The 16,107-nt window shown below is 73.6% G+C and carries 15 protein-coding genes; all 15 read left to right on the top strand.

What is annotated here, in order from left to right; all coding sequences use genetic code 11:
• Positions 1-56 precede the first annotated feature (56 nt).
• The 15 genes from carA to fmt all read left to right on the top strand — a co-directional run bounded on the left by carA (position 57) and on the right by fmt (position 16,104).
• Entirely contained in the window at positions 57-1,184 is a 1,128-nt protein-coding gene (gene carA, locus KDN32_RS10200) for a glutamine-hydrolyzing carbamoyl-phosphate synthase small subunit (protein WP_211731860.1), read from the top strand.
• Complete coding sequence (carB, locus tag KDN32_RS10195) at positions 1,184-4,528, top strand: carbamoyl-phosphate synthase large subunit (protein WP_211731859.1); 3,345 nt, start codon at positions 1,184-1,186, stop codon at positions 4,526-4,528. The genes carA and carB overlap by 1 nt, the downstream gene beginning before the upstream one ends.
• A 1-nt stretch (position 4,529) precedes the next feature.
• Positions 4,530-5,633: a quinone-dependent dihydroorotate dehydrogenase gene (locus tag KDN32_RS10190; RefSeq protein WP_211731858.1), complete on the top strand. Its 1,104-nt coding sequence runs from the start codon at positions 4,530-4,532 to the stop codon at positions 5,631-5,633.
• On the top strand, positions 5,626-6,447 hold the full coding sequence (locus KDN32_RS23300) for an iron-sulfur cluster-binding protein (protein WP_211731857.1): 822 nt from the start codon (positions 5,626-5,628) through the stop codon (positions 6,445-6,447). Before KDN32_RS10190 ends, KDN32_RS23300 begins: the two co-directional genes overlap by 8 nt.
• Positions 6,444-7,298, top strand: a complete 855-nt coding sequence (locus tag KDN32_RS10180) for a beta/alpha barrel domain-containing protein (protein ID WP_211731856.1) — start codon at positions 6,444-6,446, stop codon at positions 7,296-7,298. The genes KDN32_RS23300 and KDN32_RS10180 overlap by 4 nt, the downstream gene beginning before the upstream one ends.
• Complete coding sequence (gene pyrF, locus KDN32_RS10175) at positions 7,295-8,119, top strand: orotidine-5'-phosphate decarboxylase (RefSeq protein ID WP_211731855.1); 825 nt, start codon at positions 7,295-7,297, stop codon at positions 8,117-8,119. The genes KDN32_RS10180 and pyrF overlap by 4 nt, the downstream gene beginning before the upstream one ends.
• Entirely contained in the window at positions 8,116-8,565 is a 450-nt protein-coding gene (locus KDN32_RS10170; protein ID WP_211731854.1) for a hypothetical protein, read from the top strand. Before pyrF ends, KDN32_RS10170 begins: the two co-directional genes overlap by 4 nt.
• Before the next feature lie 127 nt (positions 8,566-8,692).
• Positions 8,693-9,016, top strand: coding sequence for an integration host factor, actinobacterial type (gene mihF, locus KDN32_RS10165; RefSeq protein ID WP_211731853.1), 324 nt, complete (start codon positions 8,693-8,695; stop codon positions 9,014-9,016).
• A 38-nt stretch (positions 9,017-9,054) separates the two neighbouring features.
• A complete protein-coding gene (gene gmk, locus KDN32_RS10160) occupies positions 9,055-9,612 on the top strand; it encodes a guanylate kinase (protein ID WP_249216929.1) in 558 nt (185 codons plus the stop codon).
• Between the two features lie 28 nt (positions 9,613-9,640).
• Positions 9,641-9,955, top strand: a complete 315-nt coding sequence (gene rpoZ, locus KDN32_RS10155; RefSeq protein WP_207085295.1) for a DNA-directed RNA polymerase subunit omega — start codon at positions 9,641-9,643, stop codon at positions 9,953-9,955.
• A 13-nt stretch (positions 9,956-9,968) separates the two neighbouring features.
• Positions 9,969-11,204 carry a bifunctional phosphopantothenoylcysteine decarboxylase/phosphopantothenate--cysteine ligase CoaBC gene (coaBC, locus tag KDN32_RS10150; RefSeq protein WP_211731851.1) on the top strand — a complete coding sequence of 412 codons (1,236 nt, stop codon included), beginning with the start codon at positions 9,969-9,971 and terminating at the stop codon, positions 11,202-11,204.
• A gap of 72 nt (positions 11,205-11,276) precedes the next feature.
• The gene (gene metK / locus KDN32_RS10145; RefSeq protein ID WP_211731850.1) at positions 11,277-12,479 is read left to right on the top strand and encodes a methionine adenosyltransferase; all 1,203 of its coding nucleotides are present in this window, start codon (positions 11,277-11,279) and stop codon (positions 12,477-12,479) included.
• A 36-nt stretch (positions 12,480-12,515) separates the two neighbouring features.
• On the top strand, positions 12,516-14,522 hold the full coding sequence (locus KDN32_RS10140) for a primosomal protein N' (RefSeq protein ID WP_211731849.1): 2,007 nt from the start codon (positions 12,516-12,518) through the stop codon (positions 14,520-14,522).
• A 90-nt stretch (positions 14,523-14,612) separates the two neighbouring features.
• A complete protein-coding gene (gene def / locus KDN32_RS10135; RefSeq protein ID WP_211731848.1) occupies positions 14,613-15,158 on the top strand; it encodes a peptide deformylase in 546 nt (181 codons plus the stop codon).
• 13 nt (positions 15,159-15,171) lie between these two features.
• Positions 15,172-16,104 carry a methionyl-tRNA formyltransferase gene (gene fmt / locus KDN32_RS10130; RefSeq protein WP_211731847.1) on the top strand — a complete coding sequence of 311 codons (933 nt, stop codon included), beginning with the start codon at positions 15,172-15,174 and terminating at the stop codon, positions 16,102-16,104.
• Positions 16,105-16,107 lie beyond the last annotated feature (3 nt).

The following is a 16,107-nucleotide window of genomic DNA, read 5'->3' as shown; positions in this document are numbered from 1 at the left end:
GACGGCTCGAACATCCTTTAACGATCCGTCCCGTGAGGCGGAGAAGGAGGTACGGCATGGCTCTGCCTGCCCCAGCGCTCTTGGTCCTCGAGGACGGGCGCATCTTTCGCGGTGAGTCCTTCGGTGCCGAGGGCGAGACCTTCGGCGAGGCGGTCTTCTCCACCGGCATGTCCGGCTACCAGGAGACGCTGACCGACCCCAGCTACCACCGCCAGGTCGTCGTGATGACGGCCCCGCACGTCGGCAACACCGGCATGAACGACGAGGACCCCGAGTCCTCCCGGATCTGGGTCGCCGGCTACGTCGTCCGCGACCCCGCCCGCGTGCCGAGCAGCTGGCGCAGCACCCGCACCCTCGACGACTCGCTGCGCGAGCAGGGCGTCGTCGGCATCAGCGGCGTCGACACCCGCGCGCTCACGCGCCACCTGCGCGAGCGCGGCGCGATGCGGGTCGGCATCTCCACCACCGAGACCGACCCCGAGCGCCTGCTCGCCCGGGTGCTCGAGTCCGGCGAGATGGCCGGCGCCAACCTGAGCGAGGCGGTGAGCACGAGCGAGGCGTACGTCGTCCCTGCCGTCGACGAGAAGCGCTTCACCGTCGCGGCGGTCGACCTCGGCATCAAGGCCAACACGCCGCGGATGATGAGCGAGCGCGGGATCGAGGTCCACGTGCTGCCCGCCACCGCGACGCTCGCTGACGTGCAGGCGACCGGCGCCGACGGGCTGTTCTTCTCCAACGGCCCCGGCGACCCGGCGGCGACCACCGGCCAGGTCGCGCTCCTGCAGGACGCGCTGCGCGCCGGCATCCCCTACTTCGGCATCTGCTTCGGCAACCAGCTCTTCGGCCGCGCGCTCGGCTTCGGCACCTACAAGCTGAAGTACGGCCACCGCGGCATCAACCAGCCCGTCATGGACCGCACGACCGGCAAGGTCGAGGTCACCGCGCACAACCACGGCTTCGCGGTCGACGCCCCGCTCGAGGGCTCGACCACCACGGAGTTCGGTGAGGTGTCGGTCAGCCACGTCTGCCTCAACGACGACGTCGTCGAGGGCCTCGAGCTGCGGGGGCCCGACGGAGCGCTGAAGAGCTTCTCCGTCCAGTACCACCCGGAGGCCGCCGCCGGCCCGCACGACGCGGCGTACCTGTTCGACCGGTTCTGCGACCTGATGGGAGGCACCCTCTGATGCCCAAGCGCACCGACATCCAGTCCGTCCTCGTCATCGGCTCCGGGCCGATCATCATCGGCCAGGCGTGCGAGTTCGACTACTCCGGCACCCAGGCCTGCCGCGTGCTGCGCCAGGAGGGCCTGCGGGTCATCCTGGTCAACTCCAACCCGGCGACGATCATGACCGACCCGGAGTTCGCCGACGCGACCTACGTCGAGCCGATCACGCCGGACTACGTCGAGAAGGTGATCGCGAAGGAGCGCCCCGACGCGCTGCTCGCCACCCTCGGCGGCCAGACCGCGCTCAACTGCGCGATGGCGCTCGACAAGGCCGGCATCCTCGAGAAGTACGGCGTCGAGCTGATCGGCGCCTCCATCGATGCGATCGAGCGCGGCGAGAACCGCCAGCAGTTCAAGAAGATCGTCGAGGAGCTCGGCGGCGAGTCGGCCCGCAGCGTCATCTGCCACTCGATGGACGACCTGCTCGCGGCCGCCGGCGACCTCGGCTACCCGATGGTCGTCCGCCCGTCGTTCACGATGGGCGGCACCGGGTCCGGCATGGCCTACGACGAGGCCGACCTGCGCCGCATCGGCGGTGCGGGCCTGGCCGCGAGCCCGACCACCGAGGTGCTCCTCGAGGAGTCGATCCTCGGCTGGAAGGAGTACGAGCTCGAGGTGATGCGCGACCGCGCCGACAACAGCGTGATCGTCTGCTCCATCGAGAACCTCGACCCGATGGGCGTCCACACCGGCGACTCGATCACCGTCGCGCCGGCGCTGACGCTCACCGACCGCGAGTACCAGAAGATGCGCGACCTCGCGATCGCCATCATCCGTGCGGTGGGCGTCGACACGGGCGGCTGCAACATCCAGTACGCCGTCAACCCCGCCGACGGCCGGCTCATCGTCATCGAGATGAACCCGCGCGTGTCGCGCTCCTCGGCGCTGGCGTCCAAGGCCACCGGCTTCCCGATCGCCAAGATCGCGGCGAAGGTGGCCATCGGCTACACCCTCGACGAGATCCAGAACGACATCACGGAGGAGACCCCGGCCTCCTTCGAGCCGACGCTCGACTACGTCGTGGTGAAGGTCCCGCGGTTCGCCTTCGAGAAGTTCCCCGAGGCCGACCCGACGCTGACCACGCACATGAAGTCGGTCGGCGAGGCGATGGCGATCGGCCGCAACTTCACCGAGGCCCTGCAGAAGTCGCTGCGCTCGCTGGAGAGCAAGCACGCGCCCTTCGACTGGCACAAGGAGTTCGTCGAGCTCGACAAGGCGTCGCTGCTCGAGGAGATCACGGTCCCGCACGACGGTCGCCTGAAGAAGGTGATGGACGCGATCCGCGCCGGTGCCACGCCCGAGGAGATCTTCGAGGCCACCAAGATCGACCCGTGGTTCGTCGACCAGCTCGCGCTGATCAACGAGGTCGCGGTCCAGCTCATCGACGCCACCGAGCTCACCCCCGAGCTGCTCCGGCTGGCCAAGCGGCACGGCTTCTCCGACGAGCAGATCGGCAAGATCCGGGGCCTGAGCGCCGACGTGATCCGCGGTGTGCGCCACGCGCTCGGCATCCGCCCGGTGTTCAAGACCGTCGACACCTGCGCGGCCGAGTTCGCCGCCCGCACGCCGTACCACTACTCCTCCTACGACGAGGAGACCGAGGTGCGCCCGCGCGCGGAGGGCAAGGAGGCCGTGATCATCCTCGGCTCCGGCCCGAACCGCATCGGCCAGGGCATCGAGTTCGACTACTCGTGCGTCCACGCCTCGCTCGCGCTCGCCGACGCGGGCTACGAGACGATCATGGTCAACTGCAACCCCGAGACTGTCAGCACCGACTACGACACCTCCGACCGGCTCTACTTCGAGCCGCTCACGCTCGAGGACGTGCTCGAGATCGTTCACGCCGAGCAGCAGGCCGGCCCCGTCGCCGGCGTCGTGTGCCAGCTCGGCGGCCAGACCCCGCTGGGCCTCGCGCAGGGGCTCGCCGACGCGGGCGTGCCGATCGTCGGCACCACCCCCGAGGCGATCCACCTCGCCGAGGAGCGGGGCGCCTTCGGACGGGTGCTCGCCGACGCCGGCCTCCCGGCGCCCAAGCACGGCACCGCGACGTCGTACCCGCAGGCGCAGCGGATCGCCCACGAGATCGGCTACCCGGTCCTGGTGCGCCCGTCCTACGTCCTGGGTGGACGCGGCATGGAGATCGTCTACGACGACGCCGCGCTCGAGGCCTACCTGGAGAAGTACGTCGCCAACGGGCTGATCAACGAGCGCCAGCCGGTCCTCGTCGACCGGTTCCTCGACGACGCGGTCGAGATCGACGTCGACGGGCTCTTCGACGGCGAGGAGCTCTTCCTCGGTGGCGTGATGGAGCACATCGAGGAGGCCGGCATCCACTCCGGTGACTCCTCGTGCGCGCTGCCGCCGATCACGCTGGGCCGCGAGGAGATCGAGCGGATCCGCCGCTCCACCGAGGCGATCGCCCGGGGGCTCGGCGTGCGCGGGCTGCTCAACATCCAGTTCGCGCTCGCCTCCGACGTGCTCTACGTCCTCGAGGCCAACCCCCGCGCCTCGCGCACCGTGCCGTTCGTCTCCAAGGCGACCGCGACGCCGCTCGCCAAGGCCGCGGCCCGCGTGATGCTGGGGGAGTCGATCGCCGACCTGCGGGTCGCGGGCGTGCTGCCGGCCGAGGGCGACGGGGGCCACCTCGCCGACGGGTCGCCGATCGCGGTCAAGGAGGCGGTCATGCCGTTCGACCGCTTCAAGACCGCCGACGGCCGCACCGTCGACGCGCTGCTCGGGCCGGAGATGCGCTCGACCGGTGAGGTGATGGGCTTCGACGCCTTCTTCGGCACCGCGTTCGCCAAGGCGCAGGCCGCGGCCTACGGCTCGCTGCCGCTGGCCGGCAAGGTCTTCGTGTCGGTCGCCAACCGCGACAAGCGGCACATGATCTTCCCGGTCAAGCAGATCGCCGACATGGGCTTCGAGATCCTCGCCACCGCGGGCACCGCCGAGGTGCTGCGCCGCAACGGCGTGGAGGCGACCGTCGTGCGCAAGCAGTCGGAGGGCGAGGGCCCCGACGGGGAGCCGTCCATCGTCGGCCGGATCCTGGACCGGGAGGTCGACCTGGTGATCAACACGCCCCACGGCGCCACCAGCGGCGGGTCGCCGCGCGCCGACGGCTACGAGATCCGTACGGCCGCGGTGCTGACCGACATCCCGTGCATCACCACCATCCAGGGCCTCGGCGCCGCCGTGCAGGGCCTGGAGGCGATGCGCCGCGGCGACATCGGCGTGCGGTCGCTGCAGGACTGGGCGGGCCGTCTGACCACCACCCCGACCACGAGCCCGACCATCGGTGGTTGAGGTGCGAGCGCAGCGAGCCTCGAGACCACGTCCCTACGACGTCCTGTTCCGGCAGGGGCTCGCACGGGTCGACCCCGAGCGGATCCACCACGCGGCGTTCCGCGCGATCCGGGCAGCGGCACCGCTGACCGGCCGCGCGGTGCGGCTGCCGTCGGCGCCGGTGGAGGCACTCGGCCTGACCTTCCCGCACCCGCTCGGCCTCGCCGCCGGCTTCGACAAGAACGCCGTCGGCATCGACGGGCTCGCCGCGCTCGGCTTCGGCCACGTCGAGGTCGGCACCGTCACGGGCGAGGCCCAGCCCGGCAACCCGCAACCGCGGTTGTTCCGGCTGACCGACGACCACGCGATCGTCAACCGGATGGGCTTCAACAACGACGGCGCCGAGGTGGTGGCGCGCCGGCTTGCTGCCTGGAGATCACGTAACCCCCCGGTGGCTGAGGCCGCTTCGCATCACGGCCGGACCTCGTTCCTCGGTCCGCCCGTTCTGGGCGTCAACATCGGCAAGTCCAAGGTCGTCCCGGAGGCCGAGGCCGCCCGCGACTACGAGAAGTCGGCCGGCCTGCTCGCTCCGCACGCGGACTACCTCGTGGTCAACGTGTCGTCGCCCAACACCCCGGGCCTGCGCGACCTGCAGGCGGTCGAGAAGCTCGAGCCGATCCTCGCGGCCGTACGCCGCCGGGCCGACGAGGTGCGCCCCGACCACCGGGTCCCGCTGCTGGTGAAGATCGCGCCCGACCTCAGCGACGACGACGTGCTCGCGGTCGCGGACCTCGCCACCGCCGCCGGCCTCGACGGGATCATCGCCACCAACACGACCATCAGCCGCGAGGGCCTCGCCACGGCGGCCGCCGACGTCGAGCGGATCGGCGCCGGGGGCCTCAGCGGCCGGCCGCTGACGTCCCGGTCGGAGGACGTCGTGCGGATGCTCCGCGACCGCGTCGGCCCCGGCCTCACGCTGGTGGGCGTCGGCGGGATCACGACCGTCGACGACGCCCGGCGGCGCCTGGCCGCCGGCGCCGACCTGCTCCAGGGCTACACCGCCTTCGTCTACGAGGGGCCGCTGTGGCCACGGCGGATCGTGCGGGGGCTGGTCGCGGGTGGCTGAGCGGGTGGCGGTCGGGCCGCACGAGCCCGTCCACGTCGTGGGCGAGATGGTCGCCACCAGGCGCGCCGGCGCCTACCGCCACCTCACCCTCACCGCCCCCGGGGTCCCCGAACGCTTCCGCGCGGGCACCTTCGTCGCGGTCAGCGTCCCCGGCCACACCGCGCGCCGCGCGCTCTGGGTGCACCGCGTGCGCGCGTCCAGCGCCTACGGCCCCACCCTCGACGTCGTCGTCGAGCCGACGGGCCCCGGCACGACGTGGCTGGCCTCCCAGCCGGTCGGGACGCCGGTCACCCTCACCGGCCCGCTGGGACGGCCGTTCGCCCTGCCCAAGGACCCGGTCGCGTGCCTCCTCGTCGGCGACGGCTACGCAGCCGCGCCGATGTTCCCCCTCGCCGAGCGGCTCCGCGAGCGCGGCTGCGCCGTCGCGCTGGTCGTCTCCGCGCCCGACGAGTCCCGCCTCCTCTCCGCGCTCGAGGCCCGCCGCTCCGCGCGCTCGGTCACGGTGCTGACCGCCGACGGGTCGGTCGGTCGTCGCGGCACCGCGGCCGACCACGCCGACGAGCTCGTCGCCCGGGACGTCGACGTCGTCTACGCCGCCGGTCCGGCCCCGGTGCTGCGCGCCGTCGCCGCGGCCGCCGAGCGCCACGGCGCGTGGAGCCAGGTCGCGGTCGAGGTGCCGACGCCCTGCGGCACCGGGCTGTGCCACGGCTGCCCGCTGCCGGTGGTCGGCGAGGACTCCGTCGACCGCGTCGTCCGCGCCTGCACCGAAGGGCCGGTCGTCCGCGGCGACCGGGTCCGCTGGGACGTCCTGTGAGCGCCGTCGTCCCGGGGCCGGTCATGGTCGCGGCCGGCTGCGGCGGCACCGGCCGCGAGCTCGCGGCGTACGCCGGTCCCGACGGCCTCGCAGGCCTGGTGTTCGTGACACGGTCGCTCACCCTCGACCCGCGCCCGGCGAGCACGGACCCGCGCGTGGCGGAGGTGCCCGGCGGCCTGCTCCACGACGTGCGGCTGCCCAACCCCGGCCTCGAGCACTTCCTCGCCACCGAGCTGCCGTGGCTCGTGCGCGCCGGGGTCGAGGTCGTCGTGTCCGTCGCGGGCTCCACGATGGGGGAGTACGCCGACCTCGCGCGCCGGCTGTCGCGGGCACCGGGCGTGGCCGGCCTCGAGGTCCACCTCGGCTCACCGGACGACGTCGCGGCCGGTGTGTTCGAGACCCGCGAGCCGTTCCACGCCGCCAGCGTCGTCGCGGCCGTGCGGCGCGAGTTCCCTGCCGACCGCCCGGTCCTCGCCAAGCTCCGCCCCGACGCCTCGCGGGTGGTCGAGGGCGCCCGCGCCTGCCACGAGGCGGGTGCCACCGCGGTGGTCGTCGGCAACGCCGTGCCGGCCGCCTTCCCCGACGGCCGGTCGGCGGGTCTGGGCGGACCGGCGGCCGCTCCGGTCGCGCTGCGCTGCGTGCTCGCCGTCGCGCGGGCCCTGCCCGCGGTCCCGGTCGTCGCGTGCGGCGGCGTCCACGACGTCGCCTCCGCCCGCATCTACCTCGAGGCCGGCGCCGTCGCGGTGCAGGTCGGCTCCGCCCTCGTCCACGACCCCACCACCGTCACCCGGCTGCGCGCCGACCTCGCCGCGCAGCACGTCTCCCACTCCGACCCGCAGGAGGACGCATGACCCCGTTCGGCACCCGGCTGGCCCAGGCGATCGAGGACCGCGGCCGGTTCTGCGTCGGCATCGACCCGCACGCCGCGCTCCTCCACGAGTGGGGCCTCGGCGACGACGTCGCCTCGCTAGAGCGGTTCGCGCTGACCGTCGTCGAGGCGGTCGCCCCCGTCGTCGGGGTGGTCAAGCCTCAGAGCGCGTTCTACGAGCGGTTCGGCAGCCGCGGGGTCGCGGTGCTGGAGCGGGTGGTCGCGGAGTCCCGCGCCGCCGGCGCGCTCGTGCTGCTCGACGTCAAACGAGGCGACATCGGCTCGACCAGCCAGGCCTACGCCGACGCGTACCTCGACCCGACGTCGCCGCTCGCGTGCGACGCGATCACCGCGAGCCCCTACCTCGGCTTCGGCTCGCTCGACCCGATGGTGGAGTCGTGCCGGCGCCACGGCGCCGGGCTGTTCGTCCTCGCGCTGACCTCCAACAAGGAGGGTCCGGAGGTCCAGCACGCACGGACGTCGGAGGGGACGGTGGCCGGGACCGTGCTGGCGCGCCTGCGCGAGCTCAACGCCGGCGCCGAGCCGGTGGGGTCGTTCGGGGCGGTCGTCGGCGCGACGATCGGGGAGACGGGGGAGGACCTCGACGTCAACGGACCGCTCCTGGTCCCCGGCTACGGCGCCCAGGGCGGCACCGTCGCGGACCTGGAGCGGATCTTCGGTCGTGCCGCGCGGTGGGCGCTGCCGAGCTCGAGCCGTGAGGTGCTCCGCGCCGGACCGGACGTGGCCGCCCTGCGCGACGCCGCGCTCCGCGGCAACGACGCCGTGCGAGGGTTGGGGGCGTGACCCGGGCCCGTCTCCTCCTCGGCGCCGTCACCCTGGCGCTCCCGCTGGCGACCGTCGCCTGCTCGGACGACCCGCAGGCCGACTACTGCGAGGCGGTCCGCGACCACCAGGCCGACCTCACCGAGGTGGCTGCCTCCGACGACACCGGCGCCCTCTTCGACGCGCTCGACGCCTACGACGACCTCGCCGAGCAGGCGCCGCGCGACGTCGCCGACGACTGGGACGCCGTCGTGACCCCGCTGCACGACCTGCAGGACGTCCTCGACGCCCACGACGTCGACCCCTCGTCGTACTCCGCCGAGGACCCGCCTGCCGGGCTCGACCCCTCCGCCCGGCGCGACATCGAGGCAGCGGCCCGGGAGGTCGGCTCCGAGCGGACGGTCACCGCCATGGTCGCGGTGGAGCAGCACGCCCTCGACGTCTGCGGGACCCCGCTCGCGCGCTGACGAGTCGGCCCGGACATGGTGAACATCACCTCTGCGCCGGGCGGCCGGGCGCTCGATTGCCTGCCTCCGTCGGACCTGACTAGATTGACCCGCACCCGCCGACCACACCCGACGAAGGACAGCTTTCGTGGCCTTGCCCCCTCTGACGCCCGAGCAGCGCCAGGCAGCCCTCGACAAGGCTGCGGCCTCGCGCCGTGAGCGCGCCGAGGTCAAGAACCGCCTGAAGAACTCCGGGGGCTCGATCCTCGACGTCCTCCAGGAGGGCCAGACCAACGAGGTCATCGGCAAGATGCGGGTGGTCGAGCTGCTCCAGTCGGTCCCCGGCCTGGGCCGCGTGCGCGCGCGCCAGGTGATGGAGCGGCTCAACATCGCCGAGAGCCGGCGCGTGCGGGGGCTCGGCGTGAAGCAGATCGCCGCCCTCGAGCGCGAGTTCGGCCCCGACGCGTCGTGACCGGACCGGCAGCAGACAGTGCCCCGGGTCGCTCGCGGCTGATCGTGCTCGCCGGACCCACGGCCGTCGGCAAGGGCACCGTCGCCGCCGCCGTGCGCGAGACGCACCCCGAGGTCTGGATCTCCGTCTCGGCCACCACCCGGGCCCCGCGCCCCGGCGAGGAGAACGGCGTCCACTACTGGTTCGTCTCCGACGAGGAGTTCGACGCCATGGTCGACAAGGGCGACCTGCTCGAGTGGGCCGTCGTCCACAAGGCGGCCCGCTACGGCACGCCCCGCGGACCGGTCGACCTCGCGCTCGCCTCGGGCCACCCCGCGATGCTCGAGATCGACCTCCAGGGCGCCCGCCAGGTGCGCGAGACGATGCCCGAGGCGCTCTTCGTGTTCCTCAAGCCGCCGTCGTGGGAGGAGCTGGTGCGCCGGCTGGTCGGCCGCGGGACCGAGACCGAGGCCGAGCGCGAGCGCCGGCTGGAGACCGCGCGCGAGGAGCTCGCCGCCGAGCCGGAGTTCGACGTCACCATCGTCAACCACGAAGTTCACGCTGCTGCGGACGAGTTGGTAGCCTTGATGGTCGGACCGGCTTCACCGACATCCTGACGAACACGACTAGCGAGGCACCCACACCGTGGCTTCTCCCACCATCGCCGCCGAGGGCGTGACCAACCCCTCGATCGACGACCTGCTCACCAAGACCGACAGCAAGTACAAGCTGGTGCTCTACAGCGCCCAGCGTGCCCGCCAGATCAACGCGTACTACTCCCAGCTCGGCGAGGGCCTGCTGGAGTACGTCGGCCCGCTCGTCGACACCCACGTGCAGGAGAAGCCGCTCTCGATCGCCCTGCGCGAGATCAACGACGACCTCCTGACCTGCGAGGACATCGACCCCGCCGCCGAGGCTGCTGCTGCCGAGGCTGCCGCCGCCGGCGACGCCACGGAGTGACGCGGGCACCGCGATGAGCCGCGAGGCGCGTCCCGCGCCGAAGGTGGTCCTCGGGGTCGCCGGCGGCATCGCGGCCTACAAGGCCTGCGAGCTGCTGCGCCGGTTCACCGAGTCGGGGCACGACGTCACCGTCGTGCCCACGGCCGCCGCGCTGGAGTTCGTCGGCGCCCCCACGTGGGCGGCATTGTCCGGCAAGCCGGTCTCCACCGACGTGTGGGACGACGTCCACCAGGTCCCGCACGTGCGGATCGGCCAGGAGGCCGACCTGGTGGTCGTGGCCCCGGCGACGGCCGACCTGCTCGCCCGTGCGGCCCACGGCCTGGCCGACGACCTCCTCACCAACACGCTGCTCACCGCACGGTGCCCGGTGGTCCTCGCGCCGGCGATGCACACCGAGATGTGGGAGCACCCGGCGACCCAGGCCAACGTCACCACCCTGCGCGCGCGCGGCGTGGTGGTCGTGGAGCCCGCCGAGGGCCGGCTGACCGGAGCCGACACCGGCAAGGGCCGCCTGCCCGACCCGGCCGAGATCTTCGAGCTCGCGAGCGCCGTCCTCGAGCGCGGGCACGCCGCACCCCAGGACCTGTCCGGCCGCAAGGTCGTGGTCTCGGCCGGCGGCACCCGGGAGTACCTCGATCCCGTGCGCTTCCTCGGCAACCGCTCGTCCGGCCTCCAGGGCCACGCGCTGGCGCGTGCCGCCGCGGCGCGGGGCGCGCACGTCACCCTGGTGAGCGCCAACGTGACGCTCCCCGACCCTGCGGGCGTGAGCGTGGTGCGCGTCGAGACGACGGCAGAGCTGCGCGACGCCGTCCTCGCCGCCACCGCCACCGCCGACGCGGTCGTGATGGCCGCGGCGCCGGCCGACTTCCGGCCGACGGCGGTGAGCGAGGCCAAGATCAAGAAGGCTCCCGACGGTTCGGCGCCGGCGATCGAGCTGGCCCAGAACCCCGACGTGCTCGCCGAGATCTCCCACGACCGCGCCCGTCCGGGAGCGGTCATCGTGGGCTTCGCCGCCGAGACCGGCGACGACACCGGCACGGTCCTCGAGCTCGGTCGCGCCAAACTGGCGCGCAAGGGCTGCGACCTGCTGGTCGTCAACGACGTCAGCGGCGGTGCGGTCTTCGGCAGCGCCGACAACGAGGCCGTGATCCTCGCCGCCGACGGTGCTGCCGTCGAGGTGCCGCGGGGGAGCAAGACGGCGCTCGCGCACGTCATCTGGGACGAGGTTGTACGGCGAGTCGTCGACTGAGACGGCCGTCCCGGATGCCGGGCGCCGGGTAGATTTGAAGTCAACTGATCGACACGAGAATCGAGATCCAACGTGGCTGGACGCCTGTTCACCTCCGAGTCGGTGACCGAGGGGCACCCCGACAAGATCGCTGACCGTATCAGCGACTCCGTCCTCGACCACCTCATGGCCGAGGACCCCGACCGCGCGAACCTGCGCGTGGCCGTGGAGACGCTGCTGACCACCGGCCTCGTGGTCGTGGCCGGCGAGGTCCGCACGACGGCGTACGCCCCGGTGGCCGACATCGTGCGCAAGGCGATCCTCGACATCGGCTACGACTCCTCCGACAAGGGCTTCGACGGCACCACGTGCGGCGTGCAGGTCGCCATCGGTGCGCAGTCCACCGACATCGCCGCCGGCGTCGACGCCGGCCACGAGTCGCGCGTGGGCTCCAGCGAGGACGAGCTCGACAAGCGGGGTGCGGGTGACCAGGGCCTGATGTTCGGCTACGCCTGCGACGACACCCCCGAGCTCATGCCGCTGCCGATCACCATCGCCCAGCGCCTCGCCCAGCGGCTCACCGAGGTGCGCAAGAGCGGCACGCTCGACTACCTCCGTCCCGACGGCAAGACCCAGGTCACCATCGAGTACGACGAGGACGACCGGCCGCTGCGCATCGACACCGTCGTGCTGTCGACCCAGCACGACCCGGGCATCGACCACGCCACGCTCGAGGCCGACATCAAGCAGCACGTGATCGACCCGGTCCTCGCGACGTTCGACATCCCCTCCGAGGGCTACCGGATGCTGGTGAACCCCACCGGCACGTTCGTCATCGGCGGCCCGATGGGTGACGCCGGCCTCACCGGCCGCAAGATCATCGTCGACACCTACGGCGGCATGGCCCGCCACGGCGGCGGTGCCTTCTCGGGCAAGGACCCGTCGAAGGTGGACCGGTCCGCGGCCTACGCGATGCGCTGGGTGGCGAAGAACGTGGTCGCGGCCGGGCTCGCGCGTCGCTGCGAGGCGCAGGTCGCCTACGCCATCGGCAAGGCAGCCCCGGTCGGCGTCTTCATCGAGACGTTCGGGACCGGCGTGGTGCCCGACGAGCGGATCCAGGAGGCGGTGCTCGAGGTCTTCGACCTGCGCCCCGCCGCGATCATCCGCGACCTCGACCTGCTCCGCCCGATCTACGCCCAGACCTCCGCCTACGGCCACTTCGGCCGCGAGCTCGTGGACTTCACCTGGGAGGGCACGGACCGGGCCGACAAGCTCAAGGCTGCCGCTGGGGTATGACATCCGGCGTCGGTGGACGCTGACACAATCGCGGCCATGACGTCGCACGAGGCCCCGGAAGCAGACATGCTCCCGGGGCTTCGTGCTGCCGTGGACGACGCCCGCGCCAAGGCGGCCGCGACGCGGCGCCGCAAGGCCGCCGACTGGGAGCCTGCCACCACCGACCCGGTCGCGCGGGTGCTCGTCGACATCGCCCTGGCCCACCTCGACCGTCCCTTCGACTACGCCGTCCCGCAGACGATGGCCGACACGGCCGCGCCCGGCGCGCGGGTGAAGGTCCGCTTCGCCGGCCAGGACGTCGACGGGTTCGTCGTCGAGCGGGCCTCGACGACCGACCACACCGGGCGGCTCCAGCCGCTGCGCCGTGTGGTCAGCCCGGAGCCGGTGCTGCTGCCGGAGGTGGTGCGGCTGACCGAGACGCTGGCCCGGCGCTACGCCGGCGCCCGCTCCGACGTCCTCCGGCTCGCCGTGCCGCCGCGGCACGCCCGCGCCGAGAAGGACACCTCCGTCCCGGCGCCTCCCTTCACCGGCGGGCCGACCACGACGTGGGGCGACGTCGCGCACGCCGATGCGTTCCTGCGCCGCCTCGCCGCGGCCGAGGCGCCTCGCGCGGTGTGGTCGGCGGCACCAGCCGACGACTGGCCGGCCATGGTCGCCGACGCCGTCGCCACGGCGTACGCCTCTGGCCGCGGCGCGCTGGTCTGCGTCCCGGACCGGCGTGACGTCGATCGGGTCGACGCCGCGCTGACGGCACGACTGGGGGAGGGCCACCACGTCTGCCTGACCGCGGACGGAGGCCCCGCCGCCCGCTACCGCGACTTCCTCGCGGTGGCGCGGGGCGCCCGCAGGGTCGTCGTCGGCACCCGCTCGGCGGCCTTCGCGCCGGTGCACGACCTCGGCCTGGTCGTGGTCTGGGACGACGGGGACGACCTGCACGCCGAGCCCCGCGCCCCCTACCCCCACACCCGCGAGGTGCTCCTGACGCGGGCCGAGCAGCAGGGCACCGCGGCGCTGCTGGGGGCGGTCGCCCGCACCCCGGAGGCCCAGCACCTGCTCGCCTCCGGGTGGGCCCGCGAGCTGGCCACCCCGCGGTCCGTCCTCCGCGCCCGGGTCCGCGTCGAGGCCGTCCCCGCCGAGGACCGCGCCGTCGGCACCCGCATCCCGAGGCCGGCCTACGAGGCGATCCGCCGCGGACTGGAGTCCGGGCCGGTCCTGGTGCAGACCCCGCGCGCCGGCTACGCCGCCGCCCTCGCCTGCGACACGTGCCGCACCCCGGCCCGCTGCTCGGTCTGCACCGGTCCGCTGAGCGTCCCCGGTCCCGTCGACCCACCGCAGTGCCGCTGGTGCGGCCACACCGAGCCGGCGTGGGCCTGTCCTACCTGCGGCGGGCGCGGGCTGCGGGCGCCGGTGCGGGGCGAGGCACGCACCGCCGAGGAGCTCGGCCGGATGTTCCCCGGCACGACGGTCCGCAGCTCGAGCGGCGACCGGGTGCTCGCGTCGGTGGGGGAGCGTGCCGACGTCGTCGTGGCGACCGTCGGCGCCGAACCGGTCGCCGCGAAGGGCTATGCCGCCGTCGTCGTCCTCGACACGTGGCTGACGCTGGCCCGCGACGACCTGCGCGCCACCGAGGAGGCGCTGCGCCGCTGGCTCAACGCGGCCGCGCTCGTGCGCGCGGGCGGCCACGTCGTCGCGGTGGGCGACCCGGCCCACCCGATCCTGCAGGCGCTGGTCCGCTGGGACCCGGCCGGGTTCGCCCGGCGCGAGGCGGAGGAGCGCGCCGCGGCGCACCTGCCGCCGGCGGCCCGCATCGCGACCCTCGCCGGCGACCTCGGTGCGCTCGACGACGCGCTGCACCTGCTCGACCTCCCCGACGGTGCCGAGGTCCTCGGGCCGGTACCGGTGGCCGACGAGCACCGCGTCGTGCTGCGGGTGCCGTGGGCGCACGGTCCGGCCCTGTCCGGCGCGCTCGGCGACCTGCAGCGGCTCCGGTCGGCCCGCAAGCTCGACCCGGTGCGGGTCCAGGTGGACCCCCTCACCATCTAGCGGGGCGCCGCCCGTCTGGGGCGCGCGGTCCACGCGTCCCTAGACTGGGGCGTTCGTGCACCGCCCATCCATGCCATCACTAGGAGCTCCGTGGCCGTCCAGCCCATCCGTCTCTTCGGCGATCCCGTCCTGCGCCAGCGCGCGGTCGAGGTCGACGACTTCGACAAGGAGGTCCGCCAGCTCGTGACCGACCTGACGGACACCATGCTCGCCGCTCCCGGCGCCGGGCTCGCCGCCCCGCAGATCGGCGTCGGGCTGCGCGTCTTCACCTGGAACGTCCACGGGGAGGTCGGCCACCTCGTCAACCCGTCGCTGGAGCTCTCCGACGAGACCCAGGACGGCGCCGAGGGGTGCCTCTCGCTGCCCGAGCTCACCTACGACTGCCTCCGCGCGCTCTCGGTGATCGCCACCGGCTTCGACATGCACGGCGAGCCGCAGCGCATCGAGGCCTCCGACCTGCTCGCCCGGGCCATGCAGCACGAGACCGACCACCTCGACGGGATCCTCTTCATCGACAAGCTCGACACCGCGGCCCGCAAGGCGGCCATGAAGGAGATCCGCGAGTCCGAGTGGTTCGGCCTGGAGAAGCCCACGGTCAAGGTCAGCCCCCACGCGACGCACGGGTTCGGCCGATGAGGGGGCACCGCTGATGCGCGTCGTCTTCGCCGGCACCCCCGAGGTCGCCGTGCCCGCCCTCGACGCGATCGCAGGCAGCCGCCACGAGCTGGTCGGCGTCGTCTCCCGGCCCGACGCGCCCAGCGGTCGCGGACGCAGGCTCGTCGCCAGCCCGGTCGCGCAGCGTGCGGAGGAGCTCGGCGTACCGGTGCTCAAGCCGGAGCACCCCCGCGACCCGGACTTCCAGGCCGAGCTGGCCGCGCTGCGCCCCGATGCCTGCCCGGTGGTCGCCTACGGTGCGCTGCTGCCGCAGTCGGCCCTCGACCTCGTGCCGCACGGCTGGATCAACCTGCACTTCTCGGTGCTGCCGTCGTGGCGGGGAGCCGCGCCCGTGCAGCACGCGCTGTGGGCCGGCGACGAGGTGACCGGCGCCACCACCTTCCGGATCGTCAAGGCGCTCGACGCCGGCCCGGTCTTCGGGGTGATGACCGAGCGGGTGCGTGCCGACGACACCGCCGGCGACCTGCTCGCCCGCCTGGCCGAGGGCGGCGCCGGGCTGCTGGTGCAGACCCTCGACGGCATCGAGGACGGCACGCTCCAGGCCCGCGAGCAGCAGGAGGAGGGCGTCTCCTTCGCCCCGAAGATCCTCGTCGACGACGCGCGCGTCGACTGGTCCCACCCGGCGGTCGCGATCGACCGGCAGGTGCGCGCCTGCACGCCGGCGCCGGGGGCGTGGAGCACGTTCGAGGGCGAACGGATCAAGCTCGGTCCGGTGCGTCCCACCGACCGCGAGCCCCTCGGCCCGGGGGTCCTGGACGTCACCAAGAACGCCGTGTTCGTCGGCACCGCGACCGCGCCGGTCGAGCTCGGCGACGTCAAGGCGTTCGGCAAGAAGCAGATGCGCGCCGCCGACTGGGCCCGCGGCGTGCGGCTGGAGTCCGGCGCACGCCTCGGCGACGGGGCGTGACGG

Origin of the sequence: Nocardioides palaemonis (genome assembly GCF_018275325.1) — a bacterium.
Classification (GTDB): Bacteria; Actinomycetota; Actinomycetes; order Propionibacteriales; family Nocardioidaceae; genus Nocardioides; species Nocardioides palaemonis.
The sequence above is the reverse complement of the archived record's forward strand: the minus strand, read 5'-3'. Positions and strand labels throughout refer to the sequence as shown.